This window comes from Nostoc sp. FACHB-892 (assembly GCF_014698795.1).
In the GTDB taxonomy this organism is placed as follows: domain Bacteria; phylum Cyanobacteriota; class Cyanobacteriia; order Cyanobacteriales; family Nostocaceae; genus Nostoc.
Genome location: NZ_JACJTR010000041.1, coordinates 1 through 15,160 on the forward strand (window position 1 = coordinate 1; position 15,160 = coordinate 15,160).

25 protein-coding genes are annotated in these 15,160 nt (G+C 41.1%); 12 read left to right on the forward strand and 13 right to left on the reverse strand.

From position 1 onward, the window contains the following. The coding region (locus H6G96_RS31785; RefSeq protein WP_190917060.1) for a hypothetical protein at positions 1–257 on the forward strand (257 nt) is incomplete at its 5' end. Position 258: 1 nt separating this feature from the next. After that, positions 259–435, forward strand: coding sequence for a hypothetical protein (locus H6G96_RS31790; RefSeq protein ID WP_190917062.1), 177 nt, complete (start codon positions 259–261; stop codon positions 433–435). Positions 436–629: 194 nt separating this feature from the next. Here H6G96_RS31790 and H6G96_RS31795 read toward each other — a convergent pair whose 3' ends face one another. Further along, positions 630–869 carry a bacteriocin gene (locus H6G96_RS31795; RefSeq protein WP_190917064.1) on the reverse strand — a complete coding sequence of 80 codons (240 nt, stop codon included), beginning with the start codon at positions 867–869 and terminating at the stop codon, positions 630–632. A gap of 277 nt (positions 870–1,146) precedes the next feature. Here H6G96_RS31795 and H6G96_RS31800 point away from each other — a divergent pair, with 277 nt between their 5' ends. Further along, positions 1,147–1,308, forward strand: coding sequence for a hypothetical protein (locus H6G96_RS31800; RefSeq protein WP_190917066.1), 162 nt, complete (start codon positions 1,147–1,149; stop codon positions 1,306–1,308). Between the two features lie 3 nt (positions 1,309–1,311). On the opposite strand, the gene H6G96_RS42530 is transcribed toward H6G96_RS31800, so the two are convergent. After that, the gene (locus H6G96_RS42530; RefSeq protein ID WP_277932997.1) at positions 1,312–1,434 is read right to left on the reverse strand and encodes a hypothetical protein; all 123 of its coding nucleotides are present in this window, start codon (positions 1,432–1,434) and stop codon (positions 1,312–1,314) included. 828 nt (positions 1,435–2,262) lie between these two features. Then, complete coding sequence (locus H6G96_RS31805) at positions 2,263–2,451, reverse strand: hypothetical protein (RefSeq protein WP_190917069.1); 189 nt, start codon at positions 2,449–2,451, stop codon at positions 2,263–2,265. 176 nt (positions 2,452–2,627) lie between these two features. On the opposite strand from H6G96_RS31805, the gene H6G96_RS31810 reads away from it, so the two are divergent. Then, a complete protein-coding gene (locus H6G96_RS31810; RefSeq protein ID WP_190917072.1) occupies positions 2,628–3,272 on the forward strand; it encodes a site-specific integrase in 645 nt (214 codons plus the stop codon). Positions 3,273–3,546: 274 nt separating this feature from the next. On the opposite strand, the gene H6G96_RS31815 is transcribed toward H6G96_RS31810, so the two are convergent. Further along, positions 3,547–4,218 carry a hypothetical protein gene (locus H6G96_RS31815; RefSeq protein ID WP_190917074.1) on the reverse strand — a complete coding sequence of 224 codons (672 nt, stop codon included), beginning with the start codon at positions 4,216–4,218 and terminating at the stop codon, positions 3,547–3,549. Between the two features lie 137 nt (positions 4,219–4,355). Here H6G96_RS31815 and H6G96_RS42535 point away from each other — a divergent pair, with 137 nt between their 5' ends. Further along, positions 4,356–4,490 carry a hypothetical protein gene (locus H6G96_RS42535; RefSeq protein ID WP_277932998.1) on the forward strand — a complete coding sequence of 45 codons (135 nt, stop codon included), beginning with the start codon at positions 4,356–4,358 and terminating at the stop codon, positions 4,488–4,490. 266 nt (positions 4,491–4,756) lie between these two features. After that, the gene (locus tag H6G96_RS31820) at positions 4,757–5,077 is read left to right on the forward strand and encodes a microviridin/marinostatin family tricyclic proteinase inhibitor (RefSeq protein ID WP_190917076.1); all 321 of its coding nucleotides are present in this window, start codon (positions 4,757–4,759) and stop codon (positions 5,075–5,077) included. Between the two features lie 52 nt (positions 5,078–5,129). Here the strand turns inward: H6G96_RS31820 and H6G96_RS31825 are convergent, their stop codons facing one another. Together H6G96_RS31825 and H6G96_RS31830 are read right to left on the reverse strand one after the other, a co-directional pair. Beyond that, a complete protein-coding gene (locus tag H6G96_RS31825; protein WP_190917078.1) occupies positions 5,130–6,098 on the reverse strand; it encodes a hypothetical protein in 969 nt (322 codons plus the stop codon). Positions 6,099–6,181: 83 nt separating this feature from the next. After that, positions 6,182–7,222, reverse strand: a complete 1,041-nt coding sequence (locus tag H6G96_RS31830; protein WP_190917080.1) for a protelomerase family protein — start codon at positions 7,220–7,222, stop codon at positions 6,182–6,184. A 231-nt stretch (positions 7,223–7,453) separates the two neighbouring features. On the opposite strand from H6G96_RS31830, the gene H6G96_RS31835 reads away from it, so the two are divergent. Together H6G96_RS31835 and H6G96_RS31840 are read left to right on the forward strand one after the other, a co-directional pair. Further along, positions 7,454–7,615 (forward strand): hypothetical protein, encoded by a 162-nt coding sequence (locus tag H6G96_RS31835; RefSeq protein WP_190917083.1) that lies wholly within the window; start codon positions 7,454–7,456, stop codon positions 7,613–7,615. A gap of 280 nt (positions 7,616–7,895) precedes the next feature. Next, positions 7,896–8,339 carry a hypothetical protein gene (locus H6G96_RS31840; protein ID WP_190917085.1) on the forward strand — a complete coding sequence of 148 codons (444 nt, stop codon included), beginning with the start codon at positions 7,896–7,898 and terminating at the stop codon, positions 8,337–8,339. Positions 8,340–8,382: 43 nt separating this feature from the next. Here H6G96_RS31840 and H6G96_RS31845 read toward each other — a convergent pair whose 3' ends face one another. The 7 genes from H6G96_RS31845 to H6G96_RS31875 form a co-directional block, all read right to left on the reverse strand. Next, positions 8,383–10,554: a hypothetical protein gene (locus tag H6G96_RS31845; RefSeq protein ID WP_190917087.1), complete on the reverse strand. Its 2,172-nt coding sequence runs from the start codon at positions 10,552–10,554 to the stop codon at positions 8,383–8,385. Continuing rightward, the gene (locus H6G96_RS31850) at positions 10,551–11,216 is read right to left on the reverse strand and encodes a hypothetical protein (RefSeq protein WP_190917089.1); all 666 of its coding nucleotides are present in this window, start codon (positions 11,214–11,216) and stop codon (positions 10,551–10,553) included. Before H6G96_RS31850 ends, H6G96_RS31845 begins: the two co-directional genes overlap by 4 nt. Continuing rightward, a complete protein-coding gene (locus tag H6G96_RS31855; protein WP_190917091.1) occupies positions 11,203–11,397 on the reverse strand; it encodes a hypothetical protein in 195 nt (64 codons plus the stop codon). Before H6G96_RS31855 ends, H6G96_RS31850 begins: the two co-directional genes overlap by 14 nt. A gap of 112 nt (positions 11,398–11,509) precedes the next feature. Continuing rightward, positions 11,510–11,692, reverse strand: a complete 183-nt coding sequence (locus H6G96_RS31860; RefSeq protein WP_190917093.1) for a hypothetical protein — start codon at positions 11,690–11,692, stop codon at positions 11,510–11,512. A gap of 117 nt (positions 11,693–11,809) precedes the next feature. Further along, positions 11,810–12,013 carry a hypothetical protein gene (locus H6G96_RS31865; RefSeq protein ID WP_190917234.1) on the reverse strand — a complete coding sequence of 68 codons (204 nt, stop codon included), beginning with the start codon at positions 12,011–12,013 and terminating at the stop codon, positions 11,810–11,812. Between the two features lie 67 nt (positions 12,014–12,080). Next, positions 12,081–12,689, reverse strand: coding sequence for a hypothetical protein (locus tag H6G96_RS31870; RefSeq protein ID WP_190917096.1), 609 nt, complete (start codon positions 12,687–12,689; stop codon positions 12,081–12,083). A gap of 3 nt (positions 12,690–12,692) precedes the next feature. Further along, positions 12,693–13,061, reverse strand: a complete 369-nt coding sequence (locus H6G96_RS31875; RefSeq protein ID WP_190917098.1) for a hypothetical protein — start codon at positions 13,059–13,061, stop codon at positions 12,693–12,695. Between the two features lie 265 nt (positions 13,062–13,326). Between H6G96_RS31875 and H6G96_RS31880 the strand changes: the two genes are divergently transcribed. The 4 genes from H6G96_RS31880 to H6G96_RS31895 all read left to right on the forward strand — a co-directional run bounded on the left by H6G96_RS31880 (position 13,327) and on the right by H6G96_RS31895 (position 15,147). Further along, positions 13,327–13,539 (forward strand): hypothetical protein, encoded by a 213-nt coding sequence (locus H6G96_RS31880; protein ID WP_190917101.1) that lies wholly within the window; start codon positions 13,327–13,329, stop codon positions 13,537–13,539. After that, a complete protein-coding gene (locus H6G96_RS31885) occupies positions 13,536–13,790 on the forward strand; it encodes a hypothetical protein (RefSeq protein ID WP_190917103.1) in 255 nt (84 codons plus the stop codon). Before H6G96_RS31880 ends, H6G96_RS31885 begins: the two co-directional genes overlap by 4 nt. After that, positions 13,787–14,179, forward strand: a complete 393-nt coding sequence (locus H6G96_RS31890; protein ID WP_242063478.1) for a hypothetical protein — start codon at positions 13,787–13,789, stop codon at positions 14,177–14,179. Before H6G96_RS31885 ends, H6G96_RS31890 begins: the two co-directional genes overlap by 4 nt. Positions 14,180–14,415: 236 nt before the next feature. After that, positions 14,416–15,147, forward strand: a complete 732-nt coding sequence (locus tag H6G96_RS31895; RefSeq protein ID WP_190917105.1) for a hypothetical protein — start codon at positions 14,416–14,418, stop codon at positions 15,145–15,147. Positions 15,148–15,160 lie beyond the last annotated feature (13 nt).

Genomic DNA, 15,160 nt, shown 5'->3' on the forward strand with positions numbered 1-15,160 from the left:
CTGTGCTGGTCTGGCAACTGCGTTGCCGAACGACGACGGCTTCGCCGCGTCTCCTGCTGTGCGATCGCAATGGTAGCTGTGGCGTGGTGTGGCGGCGTTGCCGCGTCTCTCGCGTTCGCTGTGTCGGCGTTGGTGGATTTGGACTGGCAACTGCGTTGCCTCAACGACGACCGCTTCGCGGCGTCTCCTGCGATCGCTCCCAACTCCTAACCCCAATTCTTACCCATTGGATTTTCAGCAATAACTTGAGTAGTTAGCTTGAATAAATCTATGGTTAGCGATCGCCTCCCAAATAGTTATGTAATATTCATTTTTTCTGGCATAACTTCAATGACCGCGCTTAAAAGTTGTTTGACAACAATAGCGATCGCCTTTGGTAACAAGCTACGCACCTCTCCACCTCTCCCACAATCGCCTACACCAGTTTTCGGGTAGTAAATCCACAGCCAGCACCATACACACCCCTAAAATCGCAAAATTAACCCCACTCGTTATTTAAGTGGGGCATTGGGTATTGGGTATTGGGGATGAAGAAGGAAGGGGCGATCGTACTTTAACTAATGCGATCGCTCTTGCGCATATGTCGGCGGGGTGTGGCTGTGGGTCGATACCGAGGAGAATCACCTGTACTAATCTTTAGCAACTGTATCGGCGATTAAACACCCAGTAACAGGATCAACACCAACCGCAGGACCCGCTACAGCCCCAATTGCACATGGTCCTAACGGCTCTAATGTCTTAATGGCATTCTGGAATCCTTGCTTTATTTTATTCAGAGAAAGTCCTTTGCCTCCACTAATGTTTTGAAGTTCACTATCTGGAATTTCTGTAAAGAAAGTTGTGTCATTAATACCTAATTTGCTAAACATACTGTTTCTCCAATTGCTTAAGTTTGATTGGCTTACACCTGCTGTTTTCTTTTACGTTTTGAATTTAAAAATATGCAAGTAATCTTGAACCTATCCCACTCTTTCTTGCTGCGTCTCCTGCGATGGCGTACCCGCCCGCCGTAGGTGATCGCTCCCATCCTTAACCTCAGTTTTCATCTATTGGATTTTCAGCAATAGCTTGAGTGATTGGCTTGAACAAATCTATGGTTAGCGATCGCCTAACGAACAGTTACACCCTTCCCGTGATACTTCAAAATTGCATGACAACGATAGCGATCGCCTACCAACTCAAGTTTTAATACCAGAAAAATTTTCAATTTCTGACCGCGAACAAAATCACCTCATCTCATCCGGTTCCCGCCGCGTCTCCTCCATCGGCGGGAAAATTCCCCAAAGAATTTTTGACTGGCATCTGTGATGCCTAAGCGACGACGGCCGCCGCCGCGTCTCCTATTTGCGATTTCCGCACCACTTTTGAGATTACCCGCACCAGTTCCGCACCAGTTACCGCACCAAGAAGCCTTACTGTGTAAGCATCCCGCACCACCCGCACCAGTTTTGAGGGGTTGGATAGACTTTATATTAGATTTTTTTTTGAAAATATTTTCTGCAATTTTTCACCAAAGTTTTTTCAAACCTAGTAAAAGTGGTGCGGGTGGTGCGGAACCCTTGATATTACGTTGTTTTTGGTGCGGGTAGTGGTGCGGAAGTGGTGCGGGTAAATCCTAAACTGGTGCGGGTAACTTATAAAAAAATAAGTATTTATACTTCTTTCCCAATGTTTATTCAACAAATAGCGATCGCACCCCTTTAATCGCACTTCCACACCGCCGCCACAATCGCCTACACCAAGCTGAGGGAAATCCACAGCTAGCACCACGCACACCCCTAGAATCGCAAAATTAACCTCACTGGTGATTTAAGTGGGGTAGCAGGTATTGGGGATGAAGGGAAGGGAGGGGCGATCGCCTTGGACGGCAAGCTACGCAAATACAAGGGTCAAAAAGTAAGGTTAATAGCGATAAAAAAATCGCTATTAACCTTACTTTTTGATCAGTCTATACAGTTAGTAGCAACATACTAGCATTATTGTATAAACCTACCAATTTCCTAACTGCGCTGTTGATTCAGCGCTTTCTTTATCTGACTATCTTTTCATATTTCAAGACTTAAGTGATTAAATCTCACCTTATATTTCTATATTTGACTAGCAACTGGGTTGCCTGACGGCGGGTTGCCGCACCTCCCTAACCCTTCCAAAATGCCCTACACCCTACGAAACATCCTTAAATGTATACATATAAAAGCCTTGCTAAATCGCTTCTAAGGGCTAAATAACAGGGCTTACGGGTGGGGAAGGTTGTAACGGATTTTAGGAAGGCTTGGGAGGGTTGGGAAGGGTTGGGGAAGGTTGGGGGTCTTCGTTAATAAAATCGTCTTCTGGTGGTGCAGTGAATAACCCGATTAGTTCCTCCCCATTGAAAGGATTTGCCTCTGCTTCTAGCTCGGCTTCAATTTCTCTGGATAGCCGAGCTAGTTCATTGCTTTGTTCTGTGGGCATATTAATTAACTAAAGTTGACTTATTGATTATTCCCCGTTCCAATCTTGGTATATCTACTTATCTGCCCTTTTTGGGGCATGGGTATAGAGAAAATCGATTCTCACGCTTTCTGTAGATGGTGCTTATCGATGTCAAATCGTTGTAGGCTGTGGATCGCAGGATCTACAGTCTGGTAATGAAAATCAATCGGCACGGACGCGCTAAGGTTCTAACACAGTCAGAGATACAGCTAATTTTCAGCGATGGCTTAGACAACGGGCGCGATCGCGCTTTGTTCGGTGTCTGCCTATTCAGTGCCTGTAGAATCCGTGAATGCTGTACCCTGTTCACCCAAGACATTTACACACCCAAGGGCAATGTCAGACCCAGGCTGGTTATTCGGAAAGCAAACACTAAGGGGAAGCTGGCTACTAGGTCTATACCAGTGATTGAAGACTTACGGCGGTTGCTCACTGAATACTACCCACTGGCCGGAGAGATTTATTTGTTTCCCGGTCGCAGTGATGGACACATCAGCGAAGACTCAGCCGCTAGGATTTTGAGAGTAGCTTGTCAGCAAGTAGATATTTTTGGAGTGAGTAGCCATAGCTTTAGAAGGACTGCTTTAACTCAGATGAGTAACGCTGGCATACCACTAAGAGTTATTCAAGAAATCTCAGGGCATCGGAACTTAGAACAGCTACAAAGATACCTGGAAGTTTCGGACAATCAAGTGTTAGGAGCGGCAGCGAGTTTGGCTATGTTATCGCCTGTGGCTAGTAATGGTGTAGAGCTAGACACTAACCAAAAGCTTGAAATTGACTCATATTATCCCTTATAGGGATTTTGGTTAATTGCATCGCGTCCACCCTACTCCCAACTTCACTACGTCCACAGATATGCTGGCTTATATAAACATCTTTAACAAAACAAAACCCCATACCATATTGGCATGGGGATTCTTTAGTTTTGTATTTTCTAGATCCAGTGAAAAGTTAGGACTACAGTTTGTTAGCCAATGCTTTGATATAAATAGGTACGGACTATTTTATCCACATCACAATAAATGTTTTGTTTTGAGTTAAACTAACATTGTCTCAAAGCTAATTAGTAACCTACCGAGTTGTAGCTACTGATATTTGTCTACGTTTGATTCTTCCAACGGCTAAACCACCGATTGCTACTAAACCCAAAATAGACGATGCTTCTGGGACACTTTGAACCGACGAATTACTAAACTGTAGGTCGTCTACTGCGAAGAAACTTCCAGAAACTTCCAGATACTTGATATCGCCAGCATTTCTGGTAATACCTGCGTATATGTTAGATACGTTTACGTTTGGCACTGTAAAAGATTCCAGTAGATTGAAGCTGGCATCAAAAACTTTTAACACTTCTGCGGTTGCATCACCTGATGCAATACCAATTCCTACTTGGTTAACCAGTTGTGCAAACTCAAATCTTATGCTTCCATCAAAGGAACTTGTCCCAACATAACTAGGTTGACTTTGGAAAGTGAAGGCATACCTCTGTAATGTTTCAGACCCTGTAATAGAGGTAACACCTGAACTAACATAGTCGTTACTGTTAATTACACCTGCTGGTTTGTCATCAAAATTTATAAGTGTTCCAAAACTTATATTTAAATTGGGGCTTGGTGTACCTACGAAAGAAGTCGCACTAGCAGGCTTACCTAAAGTGGCTAGAAAAATAGCCATTGCTCCAACACTAACTACTGATAATTTTTGTAATACTAACAAATTTTTCTCCCAAAGGTTTTTACTCATATCGAATACTTATTATTTTCTAAACGCTTGTTGTTGATAACCATAGCGTCTCGTTTGCTTGTCTTAATTCACAAGTGTTTTCGCTAAAATTTACTGTAAACATACACTCAGATAAAATCCGTTATAACTACGTAGTTATGTCAGGTGGATTTTTGATTGATCTTGCTAAATGGGGAGAAAGTAGCGAAGCTGCTATCAGCCGCCATACAACGGCTGAAAACGCTACCCAGAGTGAGTTTCAGAAAAGTTTTTCAACTTTTACCCTAAAATAAGATTTTGACCAATTGGATTGTCGATGTTGTCATCTATTGGGGAAAATGTCGGGAAATACATCTTTCCCGACATCCACCTAAAACCAGCCCATAGTAAGGATTAAGACCGTATTACACTCCGGAAACCACATCCTGAAGACATCAAAGGAACACTATCGCTACCTGCTATTGTCAGCGCGATCGCTTGCTACTCTTATGTATTATGTGTTATACAACACTACAGGTTTCAGCATAAACTTTGATTTAATTTGCATAGGAAGAATATTATGTCTAAGAACAATGCAGAAGACTTGCCTTTACAAGCTGTACCATTCTTTGCCCGATTTCTAGAAGGGCAAAACTGTGAAGACCTTAGTGATCAAGAATCAGAAACAATTAGCGGCGGATATGCAAAAAAGAAGTCTAAAAACAAATCTACATTCAAAGGCAACGTAATAATCAACCCAAACATAGTGATATCACCCTTAACACCCCCATTTGTAATAACTAATAAGTACCCTTCAGACGGGGATGACGAGATACGACCTGACGATCCAATTTTCAACATCCCCCCAGATGCTCCCAACACAAAGCATCCAGCCCTTTAGCCCCGTAAGGTTTCTCCCTATCTTAAAGCCTTCCCCACTACTACAGACACAGCTATGCTATATCGAGTCCATTTGGTACAAGTACTGCTAAATCAATCTCGTTCTCAATTTGGCGACCGCCACCTTTGCGATTGTCGTATGCGTTTAATTCATGTTTAGCGTTGTGGTCATCAAGTCTGGTTTTGTAATTCTCCAGAATTGCTTTGATAGTAGCTGGCTTACTCCCTGTGAGCGATTGTATAGCCGTCTGTGTAATCATCCACTTTTGGCTTTTTTCGGTGCAATTATTATTATGAATTTCTAAAGCATAAATAGCGCGTCTCGTCAATTCTTCAGCGCGTCCAGGATGGGTTTTATAAGTATCACTTTTTAATTCTTCTGTAGATACTGCTGTCAAGTCTTCTGAAAACTGTTTAACTTTACCAGTGATGGTTTTAGCGTACACTTGGCAAGCTTTACGAACGAAATCAGCCAGTGATATACCAGAGTGAGCGATCGCCGCTTCTACTACTGCTTGAGTATCAGCATCCAATTGTAATTGTGAAATATTATTCATATCATTAAGTGTGATTTCTTTTTCGGTTGATTTTACAGTTTGAGATTTTTTCTTAGTCTGTGACTTAGGCTGTTTCTCTAATTGCGTTTCTGGCTCAAGTTGTATTTCTGATTTTTCAGCCTGCTGCTGTGCTTTCCACTGCTGTCTTGCTTCATCCCCTACAGCGTCCCATTCTTCAGTAGAAAGAGTTAAGTACTTAAGCGCTAAATGCTGATATCGCTCGATATTGCCCTTACCTTTATTAGTGAAATACTGCCAAGAATGTTCTTGAGTTTCGGTATCGGGGAAAGCTTCTAGAACTGCCTTACGTACTTTGGATAATGGAGTTCTGCGGCTATTAGGCTCCTCGTAGGACTCCCTAATTTGCTCAACTACTGCAACTGCCAGTTTTTGAATAGTTGACTCTTTTTTGACACTACCCAATTTTTTGACTAACTCTTGCCCTACCTCATCCCACTTAGCCATAATTAAAACATTTGCTTAAGTTATTATCCCTATACTATTCCTCTTATACATATAGTGTCAAGAGGGTTAATATAGGGATTTTATTAAATACGGGTAAGCGTTCCAGGCTTAATTTCATAACGCTTGTAGGCGTTGATAGTGTTTTCGTCGTCATCCCCTAGCACTGCTTTAGCGAAGTCTGTAAAGTCGTAGGGATCAACATTGCCATCATTTACGATCGCTGCTCTCAAATATGCAGCACGGAACTTGTGATAAGTGCGTTCATCTTTAGGAAAAATATCCCATTGTTTACAAGATTCATTTAAGGTTTTACTAAACCGTCTGTTGACTCGTTCAGGGTCTTCAGTTTGTGGAAATCGTTTACCTTTTTCATCAAGCCACTGCAAGGCAAAACAGACCAATTCAGCAGGTAATAACGTAGGGATTTTAAAAATTACATCTCTGATATAAACTGCTTTATCACCTTGTCTTACCTTACGGGTTTTACCTTTTAATTGACCTTTAAAAGCAACTGTGTAAGTGTCGATTTTTTCAAAGGTGGCTGATAGATGTACTTCACCCATACGGCGGCCTGTTGCCAGTGCAACCGCACAAGAAACATCGAGCCAATTAGCATCATCACCATTTTTAATATCAGTCAAAATATTGTAGGCATACTTTAGAGAGTCTGTAAGGTCAATTTCAATCCTATTTATTTTTTCCCTACGCTCTGTGACAGTTTCTCTGTAGCGAGTGTTTTGGTTTTGTTTATAACTTGCAAACTGGTAACTTAAAGCATTGCCAAAATGAGTAATGATTGTGAGTACTGGATTATAAAGAGCATCGTCTTTTAAATCAGTTTTTGCAGCGCTTCTAAGTTCTTTTTTTAATGCAGTAATCTGCCTTAATGCCGTGCCATACTCTCTTTCACTTTCTGGTCGGTCATCTGGGTAAGCGAATTTTAAATTTTTCGCTTCAATTGCTGCTAGCTGTTCCCAGCCAAGTAAAGCTTCGTTTCGTACACCCTTTTTACGCTCATTCATCTTGTAGGGGGCGATCGCCTCAAATTGTGGCAGTAACCATTGAACGCGCTCGTCAACATAAGTATTTTTTAAGTCTTCCGAATCTTCTAACTGCCTTGACATATCAGCATTCCTTAGTTACTTAAATCAAATTTCGTATATTTAGATAGTAACCAAGGAGTAAACTTATGTCAATACATATTGACTTGTATAGTCATAAAGATTTTGAGGACTAATCAGAATATTAATCAAATATCCCTATACATTCCTACTTGCCAATATATAGTTAAGAGGGTTAGTATAGGCATAAGAAAAGGCGGCTGCTAACCGCCACACGTTAATAAGGATGTCTGTATGTTAACTGCAATTGTAAAACCCGAACAATCTCAAGTTACTAGCGATCGCTTCTCTGGCGAATTTGACGCGGCCATCGGACTCCCGCCTAAAACAACTGAAGGCGAGTACTGGGCAGGGTATTTAAGAAAGGTGGCTGAAACAGGTGTAACACCGTTCTAAACCCCAAAGGGAGGCTAACAACCTCCCTTTTTAAGTGCCTAAAAGCTAAATAGGTACTTACACTAATGTATAAAAACTAACTATAGATTATATTATTGTTATAGGTTACTAGGTATATCTTTTTTAAGTTAATAGTGTCATGAAGGTACACTCTACTGTATTGGTTGCAGTAGGGTGTTTTTTTTTAGCGATCACTCTGTTCCTATAAATATATACCTTGTTCCCAAATGATTTAGAATTCCTATAGAAAATTTCCTTATAATATGCTTTTTGTTTAACGATGATAAAAAAATTACCCACAGGTATTAGTAGAGGCGTAGAATTTTGGGATTTGAAACAGTTTCGTGCTGACTGCTATGAAGTTGCACGTACCATACATGCAAAAGTTTTAGAAGTGAGAGAGGGTGGACAGTACAGAAATTACTACTTGTGCCGTATGCAGTTGCGGGAATATCACAACTGTAGCAGTATGAATGTCACCATCCTGCTAAATAATCAGATGCTCGCTTTCAGCAGCACAGAAGATATACAATTTGTTTTTTTTAATGTGCCACTGTTGCAAGCTGCATTTGAGGCTTTGGGGTATGAGGTGCTGAGTAAAGAGTATTTAGAAACTGATCCAACAGAAGAACATGTTGCAGATTTGAGTGCAGAAGAGTTAAAAGATTATCGATACTGGGCACCGAATCAAATAGGACAAATAATTTTCAATAACTGGGATTGAAACCTAATAACGATTGGCTAGAAAAATATTCAAAATTTTTGATTTATTTCCAGATAATCTTATTGCTAACTGTGCGCTTTTTGCAGTCTAAACAGCGATATCTATTGTCATTCTGTAGCTTTAGATTTGCACTCCCACAATGGGGACAGTGGGGAATTGTACCAGATTGGTAACTACCCTCTATAGTCAAAATTGGTGGTAAGCTTACCATTGTGTCAGCGCTTGCTGTGTAATAGTTTGGGCTTTTGCTTACCAGTCCATTGCCAATTATGCCAGGGGACTTGGCAAGTCTTGCCAGTCGCTTTGTCTCCTCTATTTCTTGATAGTTAAAACTGACTTTATCTAGATTAGGTAAAAAATAAAGCTTGGGTGAGCGAGAATCGACTACTAAGGCTACTCTCAATAATCTCGCATCGTCGGTTACTAACTCGTTTTTATGGTCGATATATTCCTCTATAGCGTCTAAATTACGAGTCAACTTAGCTAGGTTAGACTCGCTATTTTTCCCTTTCCCGTAGGTATTTAGATAATGTCTAATCTTGGGAATGCCAATAATTATCTCGGTAAAAAGTGACCGATCATCATTAGTAAAACCTGGGATTTGTTTAGTCATTACTGATTGACCCGACACAATCCAGCCGATGTTATTGTGTCCAAACTGTTTAAAAATCTTCTTAAGGTTTTCCCCTGCCTTATATGGTTCACTGCAAGAATTTAGAGTGTTGTCAAGTTCATCCCATGCCCAAATTTGAAAGAAGTTAGCAGCGAATGTGGGGTTTTGAACTCTAAAATTTCCATCGTCTAAACAATCATCAAAGGACTTAATCGCGGCTGTGGTATCGCCATATTTAAGAAAATGCTCTAATGGGTAATTGCTATCTTTGAGTGAAGCGATCGCACCGGGGTAAGATACCGTAACCAAAGTATGAGGCACTTTCTCACCTTTCCCAGTATTGCCGCGAGTGCATCCAGCTTTGACAATTTCGCTAATCATTACCGCAGTGGTTGGGGTTTTACCAACGCCCGGATCTGCTATCAGCCGATAACGAATTGGGTGACTGACTACATAGTTAATAAATTCGTCAGCAGTCCCAACCATCAACTTAATTTCATCTGCTTTGATAGCTGGCTCCATCCGGTAACTGACCACAATACAGTCAGTTACTTCTAACTTTCTGACAGAAGTAATTTTGAATAATCCCAGCTTTTTAGCAATTGTCCCAGAGTGCTTTAAAATCGCCTCTACAACGGCTTTGGGATTTAGAGAGCGCGAATACCCATAACCCACATCTACAACGCCGTCAGGCTTCACCTGAAAGCCTTTAACGCTCAAAGCTAGCCTGATATCACTAAACAGGGTACGCGGTATTTCGTTGGCGATTTTCCCGTTGATATCAAAGCCAAAGTCACCATACAGGGGTTCTACTAAATCACCTTGTAATTGTTGCTGTAACTGACCTACACGCTCGTTTAGTAGTTCGATTTGCAGAAGATAATTTTGGCGTTCACTTGCGATCGCCTCCCCAACCTCATCTAAATTTTCGTTATAGCTACTTGCTAAACTCTTGATAATTTCAGCTTTACTTTGATGACCGTGTGCCACCTTCTCACCCCAGGATTGCAGCCTTCTGAATAACTGCATAGCTTCACTGGTTATCGAGTCATGCTCAGTATAGATTTTCTCTAACTCCTGAGACTTGGCAAGTTGAAAGCGTTGATTAGCTTCAGTCTCTACCTGAGATTTAAAGTTAAATTCCCATTGCTCACATTCAGATTCTAAATATTCAATACGCTGTTTATCTTGCTGTGACTGGGTAAACGCTTGGTTCAACTTGGCTTGCAGTTGAGCGATTAAAGTCGTGTTTTCTAATTTGCTGTGACCTAGCGAGTTGATGGTATTCCGAGCTTCTTTGAGTTCATCTTTCAAAGATTCTAGCTGGCTGCTAGCATTGGTTAACTTTGACTTGCAAGTGTCGAAATCTCTGATTATTTTATGGAGTGTTTCACCTGCTTTTTGATTTTTACTTTCGGCATCATTTAGTAATCTCTGTGATTTAGTATCAGCGATAAAGTAAGTAATAAAACTTGCTGGCAATGCTCCCACACCAAGCATAGAGATTATTTTGGCTATATCGTTGGTGAAACCTCCAGAAGCGATCGCCAACCCAGCGCACAAGCTAAAAGCACTTACCCCTAAGCTGTGAGATAATCTCATGATTTCACCTCCAGATAATCGCCCAACTGTGCTTTAAAGCTTGCCAGATTCCCCTGTGACTCAACAGTTTTTAGCCTTAATTCCTCAGCTTTTATTTGTGCTTGTAATAGTTTTTGGTCTAGTTCATCTTTGCTGTAAACCGAGATATTTGTATCAGCGATTGTCTTTACTTGGCTGACATCTAAAGCAACTGATTTTTGGGTAGTCACCTCTTTTTGATTAAGGTAATCCAAATAATTACCTTTGACTTTCTCAATCTCGGTAGCCGCTTGGATGCCAGCACCAAAAGCCTTTGAGTGCTTACCAATTACAGTAAATTTCTCGCGTGTTAGGTCGAGCGCGGCTCCCGTCAATTTGAGCGATCGGGTAGCACCTTCATAAATTTTCATCCCCTTGTCAAATTGGCTTTGATTTGCCTGTGGGAGCGTTTCAGGAGGATTTAGCGGATCTGAAATATGGTATTGATTGGGCTGGAATGGTGGCATCATTCCCGGTATTAAATCCGGTGTAACGGTCAACAATCCAGGGATACGGCTATCTATGGGAATAGTGGCAGGGGTAGCAGATGTGGAATTAGTGCTAGATGCCGAGTTTTGTTTACGTCCTGCCAACTTTTCAGCTACAGCTTTAGCGGCTGCTTTTGTAGTATCAATTTTTGCCATTGTTGAAAAATCTTCTGGTGTTGATTAAGGATTGATATTTAATTTCTAATTGCCGAAATGCCTTGTCAATTTCGCTAAATTCCAGCGCTAATTCCTCATCTAAATCGTATTTTTTGAGGACTTGTTTTAACTCTGTTTCGTCCGTTTTTGCATCCTGAATGTGGCTATTTAAGTCATCCATAAAGCGTTTTGATATAGGTGTTGTATGGCATAATTGCTGGGTAATTAAGATACATTCCCAAAACGGGATTTTACAAATGTTGAAGGGGATGCTGGCAAACATCCCCTTTTTTTTAGCGCCTACCTTGCCCTCTATGTGGTTGTGGCTCTGTTGGTAGGTTTACCTTTTCTACTGATAGGGTTATCTGTTCTGCTACCACTATTTTTTGAGGTGGATTGTCCTTAAAACTGGCAAGGCTAGGCATGATAGATGTAGCCATAACGGGAATGGCTAGCAACGTAGAGTAAAATTTCATTGGTTGTTAATCTTGATAGAGGTTTATGACTGGGCGATCGCTTACTTTGTCCGAGCCAGCGATCGCTCTATACCGAGAGCAAAAATTATTTTGCAAAACCTTCACACCTAAATACTTCTAGTCAACAACAACAGCGCATTCAAGACAATTAAAATATTGCTTAACGTCACCAAAAGCCACATCACAATCGAAGCGCAAGCCCTTAAACTGTGGATGTTGGCGGATTTGCTCAAGTAATTCTTGGGCTTGAAAAACTAACTCTGGCAACGAATTAGCGTTTATGCTTACCTCTGGTTTAATGTCGGAAAGTGTAAAAGTCATGGCGTTAGCACTCTTTCTAATAACCAGTTAACAAAGTCGAGGGGAAATAACAGAATGTTGATCGCTCTCACGCGATTAGCTTTTTTCCCAATTCGGTGATGATGCCTTCAATCTCTTGGGCAAGGTCAGTTTCATCTGGGGTAATTGCTACAGGTTCTAAAGCCTTACTGGCCAAATCTCTAATCGCTCCCAGATATCCTTGCTTTTGGTGTTGCCAGTGCTGATTGATGCCCTCTGCTAACTCCGCATCTCTCACAGCCAAGTTATTTAAAATCAGTTGGTTTTTAAGTTGGGCGATCGAGTCCACTAGTGCTATCTCCTCAGATGCCTGCCTAGTTAGTTGCTCAATTAGCGTTAGTTGGGCGTTAGGTATTGGGGATTGGGTAGGCGCTGTTAAATGTCGCTCTTGCTGGGGCAGAGAAAGGGTATTCTGTTGCTGTTCTGTAGCTGGTTCAATCTCCTGTTGTGGAGAAGTTTCGGGTAATTGTGGCTGGAAGTGGGAAGCGATCGCTTCTAAATCTGCTTCTGAAACTGCCTTTACAGTGTCGAAATCATCCGGGCGAACATGGCTTAAAGCCAGTCTCAAGCTCTGTTCCGTCGTCATGTATTTTAAGCAGGCATCATGAATGCTTACTGTGTCCTGTGTTGGCGCTGTGGTTCTCTTCCGTGCTGCCATGATTTACGCTCCCTTTTGTATTTTTTGGATTTGCCCGAATGCTTGCTGATAGCGGTATCTAGAAAAATCGTTGGGGTTTTTGGTGATATAGCCTTTTACTCGTTCAGACCGTCGTAGCTGTGCCATTAATCGCCCTACTCGCCCTAAAACCCATGCTTGATAGGGTGATAAGGGTGATTCCCGGTCGTAACTGCCATCGTGGTTTTTGGGGTAGGCATCTCTGAAACTGGGGATTCTCCAAAAAGCTAAATTCTCCCAAGTGACCAAAGTAGAACGGCTAACACCCAAGACCTCAGCTAAATATGTCTTGGTAGATGGAAAATCAAGGAATGAGTCTAAATCTGTAGAATGCTTACTCCGTCTAGGTTTCATGGGTTTACTACAGTAATCAATGTGAATCAGATATTAACTAGCTAGCAATCAGAATAAGTACACATCACGATGTAGCACCTAAACGCTAAACCCTTTACTGTGTAAACCGTTGGGGTACTCGTAGGACGCTAATTAGTGGCTTATTGCCGATCAATTGTTCTTGCTGATATGATAACAAGTGTTCATGTACACTTGTCAAGAAAAAACTTTGCTACTCTCTGAGTTCATGCCAGCATAGATGTAATATCTATGCTGTTAAGTATTTATGGGCGACAACCTTCGAGGCAAGAGAGGTGATCCAAACTATCGATTAATCTCTGGCTATGTACCTAAAGACCTTGCATTATTGTTTAAAACGATCTGTGCTGCCACAGAAACAGACCAAAGCAAAGCACTTGAAGAGATGATTGCCAAATGGGCCAGGGAAAAACAATCAGTTCTTGACGGAATGAAACAGGAGAATGAAAAGCCAGCATGACCAACGCACTAGGAGCCAACGAAGCTGATAAGCCAGAGTCACCCCCAGAAGCATTAGAGATAGTAGAAAGCTTCACTACTGCACTAAATAACTTTAATTGGCGGGCTGACTATTTCAAATTCTGTGAAGTTCTGGGCTTCACACTAGATAGCTATTCTGAGGAGAAATACCAGCAATTTCGAGAACTGGGAAGTTATCTAGACTGTTTTGATAAAGAGGCGATCGCCAAGATGATTGAGGCAGGGCGATGACAAATAACGGAACACCAAATAACAGATTAGATCGGCTTGAAGCCATGCTGACAAGCCATGCTGAAATGCTTAATCAACTAGCTCCATTGATGGCACAAGTGGCCCAGATAGCCACTACAACATCAGAAACAGTTGCACAGCATGATGAAGTTCTTACCCGCATTGAACAACAGCAGGAATTAAATACTCAGGCGATCTCTGAGTTGACCGAGAATACTAATCGTGTGTTAGCTCGTAGCGCTGTTTTAGATGATGTACTGCTGGAACTACGCGATAGCCATGAGGAACTTAAGCAAAATTTTCTAGAGAATCAGCGTACTACCAACGCCGCATTAAACCAACTTGGGGCTATCTTGGTGCAACTCACACGGATTGATCCTCAGAACTAGCGATCGCACTTTTTTACTTTTTTTTAACAGTTCAAACTAACAAGCTAGATCCGTATTGGGCTAGAAAAGCCTAGTAAGGACGGATCGCGGATCGAAGCGCTTGCGATCGCATTTTTTTACAAAACTTGGGTTAGTAGCTGACAATTGTAAATCTTTATTGCCTACAAAGTTAATAAATTCGCTGTTGCTAAGTTTCACTATTATTAGATAGCTGAAGAATTGTAGAAGGTAAAAGTATGGAAATAACCACAGCCCAAAAACAAGAATTGCAGTCTCTTGCACTGTATATTAAAGAATTGCCTCCAGATGATTTACGAATAAAAATCACAACGGAAAGGCTTGATTTTATTGTACAGTTTTGGGAATTATTAGGAAAAGCTCTTGATGCCTATTTTTCAGATAAAGAAAACCCTATTCCTTCTTTAAAAGGTGTTACTGAAGAGTTCAAAGAGATGATGCAAGGATGGGTAGATCATTATTTAAATTTATCAGTATTACTTTTTAAAACTGAGCATCTAATACGCCAGGAAGCAGAAATACAAGGGTTTACAGTAAAAAATCTTAAACGTTCTGACTTACTAAAATATTTAGCTTTTGAACATTGTCTTTTTGATATTACTCTAACGAAACAGAAATATTGGGAAAGTCTTGACAAAAGACAGAATCAAGAACGGAGCAGAGAAGTTGTAAAACTTTTTGATGGTGAAACAATACCAGAAACCACAAAAAAAAGGTGGGAACAGGAAGATAAAAAGCTATTAAGGTCTGTTGATTTGTCTGAATTATTAAAATTCACTAATCTTTGCGGTCAAATTTTCATGCAACAAGGTAATTTACCAGAAGCTAAGAAATGGGTATCTCATAATAAAAACAGCAAGTTCTCTAAATTCGCAGTCGTTAATGGCGTACCAACAAAGATTCCAGGTAGAGGCAAAGACAAGCAGGAACGCAAAAATAGTATCTCTTGAACCTCTTAACCTT